This is a genomic window from Pseudomonas sp. NPDC086112 (genome assembly GCF_044746425.1).
GTDB lineage: Bacteria > Pseudomonadota > Gammaproteobacteria > Pseudomonadales > Pseudomonadaceae > Aquipseudomonas.
In genome coordinates, this window is the sequence record NZ_JBIVCD010000076.1 from 1 (window position 1) to 7340 (window position 7340).

The window sequence follows — 7340 nt, forward strand, 5'->3', positions numbered from 1 at the left end:
TTCTGTGTGGTGCAATACAAGCTGCCGACCCATGCAGGTCTCTTCAATTCCCAACTTCTTGATTTTTTGTAGGAAAAAGCGGGGATTTCTCAGGGTCTGTCCCCGTTTGCCCCCTGATCAGCATTGCCAACACTTACACAAATTTGCCCTGCGCAACCCGGGTTGATGGTAATGGTTCCATCTTCATTGGCAATAATGCGGTTCTGACTGGTCTTCGTGCCAGATCCGCCACCCTCAACCCTAAAGTACGTAACGGTTTCCGGCGATTCACCTTTTGCACCCTATTGTTTTCTATTGCGACTCTATTGCGACTTTTATTTCAAGCCCAGTCATCAGGAACAACGCCGTCCTTTTTTGCTTCAGTCTCAGGGATCGGCACATTCAGTTCTGGGATGGCTAGAAAAACAATTTTGTAAAACCGATTTATAGTCTGATTACGCCATTCGTCATCAGAGCAAAATTTTTGCAACTTGGACCTTGGAAGAAATATTTCACATTCCCCCCCCATGTGCCCCCCATATTGAAAGCCGATGCAAAAATACCCTTCACTAGTGTTCTTCAACCAATAACCAAGTGGCAAATCAATTTCCATTGAACAATTCCTTCACAGCCTTTACAGCGACTTGATCAATTCGCAACTGCCCGGGAATGACAGCCTCTGGCACGCCACCAGAAGTATACCCCCCAGGAACCCAATAACCAGGAAATGCACCAACTTCATTCCCTGACGGCATGCGAACATTTGGCTTAGCAATTACTGCTGCCTGAGCCTTATCCAGATAACCAGCAGGCAAGCTAAGTTTCGTTTCCACGGCGCGAATATTCCCACCTGTCGACTTGTAAAGCTCATCCAAATAGCTTTTCGGAAACACAAACGAGTTCTCAGGGCCAATTGTTCCACTAGCGTGCGGTGTAAAAAATCTAACGGCCCCCTCATCAAACTTGGCCAAATGAGCGTCTATCTCTGCCCGCCCCATGTAGGTTGACGGATCGGGGCGACTACCTTTCGGCGTATCTATGATGCTATTTATTTGAGATTGCGAAAGCCGTGCTTCACCTTTTGCACCAATACCGGTGGGGGACTTTACACCACCCAAACCACCATCAATCGCGAGCCCGAGGCCAACGCCAACCGCTGTGGCTGCAGACTCATTACCTCTAATAACATCCGCACCACCGCCCTGCATGATGTGTAGATTGTCCAAATACCCTTTTAAACGCAACTCTTCTGGCAAGCTCAGGATCGAATTCCAGGCGTTTTCGATATCCTCAGCAGCGCAGCTCGGGCAATTGGCCGCGCCCATTGCCCACAGCGCGGTTTTCGATGCACCGCTAGCCGCTCCCTCCAGCGCCAAGACAAAACCTTCTTGACTGCCCTCTCCTTTGGCATTCAACACTTCCTGCATGTATTTAGCGTCTGTTCGGTACTCGAGAGGATCGACCAAGGCGACGTTTTTCAGCAGTTTCTCCAAGGAGGCTCTATCCTTGAACAACTCCACTAAACCCACACGTTCATTGTTGTAGTCGGCCAACGAAACTTGAAACAAGTGATCATTTTTGGCTTGAACCAACTCTGTTCTGAGGAAGCTTGACGCTTTAGCGGTATTGCCATCCTCCTCACTGAGGACGCTGTTCCAACCGCGATCAACCATTGCCGCGGCTGTGCGTAAGAGTTCTTGCTGGGCCTCCTCAATGGTCAGTCCATTCTCGCCAGCAAAGCGCTTAACACGCTCATCGTCGCTAGCAAACTCAATTTCATCGGGATGCAATTGTCGGTTGTATAACGTCCCGTTCTGCGCAACCCACGCTCCCGTTTGCAGCTTTTCGGTATCGGCATCAGGATCTTGAACAGCAGTCGCCAGCACGCCGATCAGCTGCGAGTTCATGGCCAACAGCCGATCCCTATCCGCTTTCGGCATCCCGGCATAGACCGAGGCCAAACCGTCAACCAGGGCTTCATTGACCCCTGCCGCCAACGCGCCCGTTTTGAAATCACCGCCTGCAGCGAGCGAGGCCAAGCCACCCATCACCGCGTGCAAGCCGATTTTGGCGAGGCCACCGTCTGGCAAACCGTTCTGAAGACTGATATCGCCCACCAGGTTGAAACCATACGCAGCAAATGCATTCACCAAACTGCTTTGCAAGGCATCACCAAGGCTGCCGTCGCGACCAAGTGCTTTATTGAGCAGCGCAGAAGTGGTGTTTTGCAGGGCCTGATTCGCGGTGAATTGGGCGATACCTCCCAGGCTACTCAGTCCACCGGGATTGGAAGCTACGACTTTGCCCGTGTTAGCCAAGGCCCCGCTGGTAGAGTCAGTCAACGCAGTGCCTGATTCTGTGGTGGTACTGGTCCAATCGTTGAACAGACCGGTACTAAGACCCGCCACGGCCCCGGCAACGATGTAGTTTTTCATGCTGTCGGCGCTGAAGGTTTCTTTGACGGCCGCGCCAAGATTGCCTTTATTGTTGATGGTACTGACCGTGGCCGTACTGGCTGCGGAGGTGAGCATGGCGGTGAGGGCAGCGTTCGCCCAACCAGCGGCGACAGCTTGCGTCGCGGCGGTCGTTGCGGTCGCAGCGGTCGCTGCAGCACCGGCTGCGAATGCGCTGCCCGCCCCTGCGTTTGCGGCAGAAGCCACGAAACCGGAGGCTGCACCGGCCGTGAAGTAGGTGACGATGATGATGATAATGATCATCGCCGGCCCACCTAGCCCGGAATGGCTTTCATCCCAGCTGTCATGCAGCTCTTTAACCCGGCGCCAATCCACATCGCCCCGCGCTTCGGCGTCTTTGAGCCAGGCCATGCTCGGGTCAGCTTGCACCATGGCATCGATCGCCTGGCTCACGCTTTGTTGGTTGATGTCTTTGATATCGATGTGCAGCCCATCAACCGCTTTGATGAGCGTCTGACCTTTAGCAATCAGCTGGCTTTGCCGCAGCGTTTCATCAACCTGGCCTTTGTTCTCCATACTGGTCCATGCCCAGCTATTGCTGCTCTTGTCGTGGCTCTCCTGGTGCGAGTCCTTCACCGCTTCGAAAGTGATGCTGCCACCACTGTCGAGAATGATGTCCTTACCACTCTCCAGCTTCGCCACCTGATACCGCTGATCTCCACCGCTGACCAAGCTCAGGTTGCCCCCGGTGGTGATTGCACTGCCGATGTTTTTTACATCGGTGACTTCATCACGCTGGGTTTTTTCGGCGCCGAAACCGCCCTTTTTCTTCATGTCATACAGCGTGTAGTCGCGGTCTTGCGCCGCCAGCAGTTCGAGCTTGTCACCGGCCACCAGATAGGCCTCATCCCCAGCGGTGACCTTGCTCGAGATCAGCGTCAAATCCTTGCCCGCCTTCAGGGCAACGCTACCCCCCGCGGTGATCTCCGTGGATACCTGACTGACATGGTCTTCCTGGCGGGTGACACTCTCGGTTTTTTCATACGAGTGCTGTTCATCCGCCGCCGAGGCCAGGGTCAGATTGTTTGCGGCAGCCATTCCGATGTCGCCTTTGGCATCGATCTGACTGGCGATCGCGGTCAGGTCACGGCCGGCGTCAATGGTGAGGTCGCGACCCGCGGAGACCTGTGCGCCAAGCTGCGTCACCGACGCATCGTTATGATCCCGGCCATCGGTGATGCTGTTGCTCTTTTGCGCCGACACGATGTTCACGTCCCGGCCCGCTTTAATCGTCAGCTCACCCCGGCTGTTGATCACGCTGCCGATGGTGTTGAAGTCGCGCCCGGCATTGATGTTCAGGGTGTTGGCCGCTTCGATCCGCGCCGCGCTGTCGGCAAAGCCCTGGGACCAGGACCATTGACCGTTCTGGTCGTCGTAACTGCTGACGGTGCGTTCATTGATCACGTCGCCCCGGGTGGCGGTGAGTGAGACGTCACGGCCGGCAATGATGCCGCCGGCCTTGTTGACGAGGTTGTTGCTGGCTTTCAGGTCGAGGCGGTTGCCGGCTTCCGCCAGGCCGCTGTTGACCAGATCGTTGGCGGCGGTGGCCGACAGGTTGTTGGAGGCGCGCAAGGTGCCGGCGTTGTTCAGGTCCTTGCCGGCGATCAGGGTGATGTCGTTGCCGGCAATCAACGCGCCGTTGGGTGCTAAACGGTTGTTGGCCTGGGCCAGGTAGAGCACCGGCACCAGCACCTTCTCGCCGTTCACTTCGTGCTCCTCCATCCAGACAATGTCGTGGGTCAGCGCCGCGACTTGTTCGGAGGTCAGGCTGATGCCCAGAGACAGGTTGAGCTCCGTTTTGCTGGCGACGGCGTTGTTCATCAGGTATTTGAACAAGCCCTCGTCGGAGGTCTGACCACCGATGAAGCGTTGGCCGGTGCGGGCCACTACCGCTTGCTGGATCAGGCGTTGTTCGTAGAAGCCATCGCCCAGGCGTTTGGCGCTGGTGTCCGGGTCGTAACCGAGGTTCGACAGCAGGTAGTCCGAGCTCATGAACTGCTTGAGGTCGGTGAGTACCGGGTTGGTTTCGATCAGGTATTTGTGCGGTTTGGATTGAACGCCGTTGGCCGGTAAGCCCTGGACACGGTTGATCGTGACGGCGCTGGTGGCGGGTACCGTTTGCTGCCGCTGGGTCGGGCTGATGCTGGCACCGCCCAGGGTCCAGCTTTGCGGACCGTTGTTGGCGGCGCCGGAGGTGGTGCCCTGCGTGCTGAGGCGGAACAGGCCGTTTTGGCCCTGCGGTATCACGAAGCCCGGCAGTGTCAGGGGATCGACCCGTTGTTGGGCCAGGTCCGGTGGGAGTTGGCTGTTGAGGTGGACGATGAATGGAGTGGTCGCGCGTTGGGTGCCGGTGGCGTCCACCTTGCTGTCGCTGGTGACAATGGGCGCGTTGACCGTTTGCACGCTGTTGTTGAAAGAAGTCGAAGCGGTGATGGTCGTACTGCCACCGGACTGAATAACGGCGTTGATGCTTTTACCGGTGCTGGCGGTTTGCGTGGCCGAGAAAACCCCATATTTGGTGACCGCTTCAGGCACCGGCAGGTTTTTCGACGGATCGTAATCAGGGTTGAGTTCGGTGCTTAATCCGCTCTCCTGTTGGTAGAAGTAACCGCCATTGGCCCGCCGGTATAACGGCACGTATTTGGCGCTGTACTTGTTGTACTCGTTGACCGCACCGCCCGGATCGATCAACCCCAGGTAGATGCTTCCCGGCTCCTGGTCGGCCGGATTTCTGTAGTGACTGCGATAGGTAATGGTCTCCAGGTTCACCCCTTCATTCTTGAAGGTATCGACCGTGATGTTGATGTTGTTGGCAGCCGACACCGAGCTGTATTGATTGAGGAAGCTCGATCCCGTGACATCGAGATTGCCTCCGGAGGTCAGGAAGGCCGACGGCGAGTCTTTATCGACCGTGCGCTCATACACTTCAGTGACGTAGTACCAGACGTTCCACTCGTCCGAGCAATGGCTACAGCTGTGGGTGATAGTGCCATTCACCCGTTGCTCGGCGAAGGTCAGCACGTCCCTGCGGTTGCTGATTGAAGTCGCCAGCAAGCGCATGTCACCGGCGCTTTCCAGGCTGCCGGAGATGTTTTCGATAACGTCTGCCCGCTCGCCCGACGCGTTCCGGGAGACGGTCAAGTCACCCAGGCTGTAGATGTCGCCATAGCTATTCGTCAGCGTATTGCTGCGTAGCTGCATGTCCGCGCCGCTGAAAATCAAGCCCTGCTGATTGAGCAATTGCGAGGCGTTAACCGTAAGGTCTTGTGCACTTCCCACGGTGCCGTAGTTGCTGAGGGATGCCGTATTGAGCAGCAGATCGTCATTTGACGTAATCCGCCCATAGTTGATGATCGGGCCGGAGGCACTGATATCTGTGGGCCCGCCGCCGGCAATTCGGCCGGCTTCGGCCAGATTCAGACTGGCCGCGCTGAGCGAAAGACTCCCCAGGCTGGTGACTCGACCTGCACCGGTATAGGCACCACTGAGGTTGAGCTGCAGGCTGCCGTCACTGGCAATCAATCCCTCGTTGAACCAGTTGACACCGGTACCGACGAGGCTCTCCGAGGCCAGCAACTGACCGCTCGCCGTCTGGGTGAAACTGTTGACGTTGACCTTCAGACGCCCGGCCTGGATGACGTTGCTGTTGGTCCAGCTGTCGGCGTTGAGGGTCAGGCCGCCACGGGTGACGATGCTGCCGCCGGCGCCGGTGACGTTGGCGGTGGAAATGTCGAAGGTGCCGTTGCCCACGTGCAACAAACTGCCGCCGCCGTTGAGGAAACTGCCCACCGCCATGGACAGGTCGGTGTTGGCGCTTTCCAGGGTGCCGTTGCGGTTGTCGAACAGGCCACCGATCTGGAAGCTGGTTTTGCCATTGGTACCGAGGGCGCGCAGTTGGCCGGTCTGGTTGTCGAGGCTGGCGGCCTTGATCGCCAGGGTAGTGTCGCTCTCGATGATGCCCAGTCGATTGTTCAGGGCGCCGCTGAGATTGAGGTCGATCTGTTGACCGGCGATCTGGCCGTCATTGTCGCCACTGTTGTCAAAGTTGTTGCCGGTGACGTTGACCTTGCCTTTGGCGTAGAGACCGCCATTGCGGTTGTCGAAGTTGCCAGTGGTGATGATCGCGTCGCCGCTTTGCGCAGCGATACGCCCGCCGTAGTTGTCGATGCCGCCCAGAGCGGTCAGGTTCAGACGCTGGGCCTGGGTGACGCCGCTGCGGCGGTTGTTGTTCAGGTCATAGCCATTTTTCAGCACACCGCTCAGGTTGGCCGTGAACGCTGCTTGCAGGCTGGCGAGCACACCGCCGCGGTTGTCGAGGTTGGTGGCCTTGATGGTCAGGTCACCGTCCGTGGCGACGATGCGGCCGCTCTGGTTATCGATATCTCCACTGACCGTGAGGTTCAAAGCCCCTTGGCTTTGCAAGGTACCCTTGGCGTTGGCGAGGCTGGCGGCCTGGATTTGCAGGTCGCCATTCTGGCTGTAGATCTGGCCGGCGGCGCTGTTCTGCAGCGTACCAGCCGTGGTGATGGTCAGTAGATCCTTGGCCGCGATGGTGCCGAGATTGCGGTTGTCCAGGCCACCGGTGAGCAGGGTCATCAAGCCTTAGCTGGTGAGCTGGCCATCCTGGTTATTGATTTGCGTGGCACGCTGCACCAGTAGCGGGCCGGCGCTGGCCAGTTTGCCTTTGGTGTTGGTCAGGATGCCGAGCAGGTCCAGAGTCACGGCAGCGTTGCCGATCAGATTGCCACCGGTGTTATCCAGTGTGGTGCCGGTGAAACTGAAGTTCTGTTTGGCGTTGACCGTGCCGCCGGCATTGCCCAGCGTCATGGCCTGCATGGTCAGGGTTGCGCCGCTGTCGATCAAACCGCCTTGGGCGTTGTTCAGCAG

The 7340-nt window shown here is 57.5% G+C and carries 1 protein-coding gene and 1 pseudogene; both read right to left on the reverse strand.

What is annotated here, in order from left to right; all coding sequences use genetic code 11:
• Nucleotides 1-319: 319 nt before the first annotated feature.
• Nucleotides 320-592, reverse strand: coding sequence for a hypothetical protein (locus tag ACIPLA_RS27720; protein WP_401177616.1), 273 nt, complete (start codon nucleotides 590-592; stop codon nucleotides 320-322).
• Nucleotides 593-1946: 1354 nt separating this feature from the next.
• Nucleotides 1947-7340, reverse strand: a pseudogene (locus ACIPLA_RS27725) (DUF637 domain-containing protein); the annotation flags it as partial.